The organism is Vibrio sp. 10N.222.46.A1 (genome assembly GCF_041473595.1).
GTDB classification, from domain to species: Bacteria; Pseudomonadota; Gammaproteobacteria; order Enterobacterales; family Vibrionaceae; genus Vibrio; species Vibrio tasmaniensis_A.
The window spans coordinates 1-2,179 of the sequence record NZ_JBFRSN010001241.1 but is presented as its reverse complement, the minus strand read 5'-3'; the positions used below and the strand labels follow the sequence as shown (position 1 = coordinate 2,179).

General features: G+C 44.1%; 3 protein-coding genes. 1 reads left to right on the top strand and 2 read right to left on the bottom strand.

Features of this window, described 5'->3' with window-relative positions; all coding sequences use genetic code 11:
• Nucleotides 1-410, bottom strand: a 410-nt coding sequence (gene queE / locus AB4496_RS25590; protein WP_372132649.1) for a 7-carboxy-7-deazaguanine synthase QueE, incomplete at its 3' end; no start/stop codon positions are given.
• 185 nt (nucleotides 411-595) lie between these two features.
• Here queE and AB4496_RS25585 point away from each other — a divergent pair.
• Nucleotides 596-1,405 (top strand): Cof-type HAD-IIB family hydrolase, encoded by an 810-nt coding sequence (locus tag AB4496_RS25585; protein WP_017093206.1) that lies wholly within the window; start codon nucleotides 596-598, stop codon nucleotides 1,403-1,405.
• 100 nt (nucleotides 1,406-1,505) lie between these two features.
• On the opposite strand, the gene AB4496_RS25580 is transcribed toward AB4496_RS25585, so the two are convergent.
• A partial coding sequence (locus AB4496_RS25580; RefSeq protein WP_372132647.1) for a phosphatase PAP2 family protein occupies nucleotides 1,506-2,179 on the bottom strand: 674 nt, incomplete at its 5' end.

The following is a 2,179-nucleotide window of genomic DNA, read 5'->3' as shown; positions in this document are numbered from 1 at the left end:
TTTGGTGACACCGTAACCCAAGTGTCCGGTGTGGCTTTTACTTCTGATGTTCCGCTGGTCTCAATCTGACAGCGACAACCGTGCTGCTCAAATGCTTCAGTAAGAGGAACAAGATCATAAATGCATGGCTCACCACCAGTAATCACAATGTGCTTAGCAGTGTAACCTTGCTTGATATATTCATTCACGATTCCTTGAGCATCGATTGCTGACCAAGTCGGTGAATCTTCTGTCTTAACCATAATATCGCCAAGGCTGGTTTCATCTTCTGGCAACGCTTCCCAGGTCTGCTTGGTATCACACCAAGAACAGCCCACTGGGCAAATTTGCAGACGAACAAAAACAGCGGGAACGCCAGTAAACACGCCCTCGCCCTGAATGGTTTCAAACATTTCATTAATCTTGTACAACTTTCCCTCAGCTCAATCATTTGATGAAATTAATCAACCGCAGACCTTAAAGCACTTCCCCCTTTTGGTCAAACAAATGAGTACTGATAAATGAGTTGATCAAAGCCCTAGCCTGAACTTTCAAGTTCCCTTATCCTTTCGCCCATTAGATTTCGTTAGCTTTTAATTTTTTAGTAGGGAACAACATGTACAAACTGATTGCTCTTGATATGGATGGCACACTGCTCAACAGTGATAAAGTAATTTCTCAAGAGAACAAAGACGCGATTGCCAAAGCACGCGCTGCAGGTGTGAAAGTGGTTCTGGCTTCTGGTCGTCCTTTAGAAGGCATGCAGAGTAAGTTAGACGAGCTTTCAATCAACGGCGAAGATGACTTTGTGCTCTTCTACAACGGCTCTATGGTTCAAAACGTCTCTACAAAAGAACTCATTCATAGTGAGATCAGCAATGGTAAAGCCGCGAAAGAGATCGCAGCCCTCGCTGTACAGCTTGGTGGTTATGTTCATGCATTCAGCAAGATTCATGGCTTAATCACGCCTGAAAACAATGAGTACACAGCTATTGAAGCGCGTATTAATGGCTTAGAGATTACCGAGTTCGACTTTTCTCAACTAGAAGATGACCACGAAATCATCAAAACTATGATTGTCGCAGAACCAAGCAAGCTGACTGAAATCATCGGCAAGTTGCCACAAGAGCTTAAGACTCAATTTACTATCGTGCAAAGTGCACCATTCTTCTTAGAGTTCCTAAACCCAAATTCAAACAAGGGTGTCGGTATTGAGGCGATAGCTAAGCACTTGGGTATTACAGCAGAAGAAGTAATCTGCATGGGTGACGCTGAAAACGATCATCATATGCTTGAATACGCTGGCCTTGGCATTGCAATGGAAAACGCAATGGAAGAAACCAAGAAACTGGCGGATCACATCACAGCGAGCAACGACGACCATGGTGTAGCGGTCGCGATTGAGAAGTTTATTTTCAACTCATAAACGCTGAACAGGTTCTAATGAGAATTACTTTTTGCTTGTTGCAGAAATGACAAAGGCTGTGCACTGCACAGCCTTTTTGATTTTGTGTTAGTCGACTCGCTTACTCTCTTTTCCATGGCAGACGAAATGCCACCACACCAAACAGAATCAATATTGGGAAACGTAAGGTCTCAACGATAAATGAAGCGATGCCACTGAATGAGACGAAACTTCCAGCCCAGCTAATCAGTAGATTCCCCGCTAACAACATAGCCATCACTCCAAATACAATCTTGAATGAGAACTGGCCGACCAAAGGCTTCGCATCCGTTAACGTTACTAAGCATGCAATCGTCATCAAAATTGCTACCCAGAAAGAGAATGTTGGCAGTGGCCATATCACCGTGAGAACAATCGACAGTAAGCACAATGCCCACCAGACACCTTTAGAGCTTAATAAGGCACTAATATCAACATCAGGTTTCGCATCTAATCTCACGATGTGCCAAGTCGTTAACGCGCCCAATACGCCTCCCATTAAGACATCACTAAAGAACGCACTGCCTGAATAAGACGTAAATAGCATAATCCACAGTAGGCCCGCGAGCACTATCAAAATCGATTTTTGCTCCAAGAGGCGCTTTAGTTTCCAAAAGACTAACAAGGTTAAACTCACCCACAAGCCAGCCAATAAACTTGGAAAGCTATACCCACTGCTCATCACTAGCTTCAACGTTGGCAAGTAAGCATGCGGACGTGGAAAACCAAACCCTTGGTGGGCGATTAGAGTGAGCA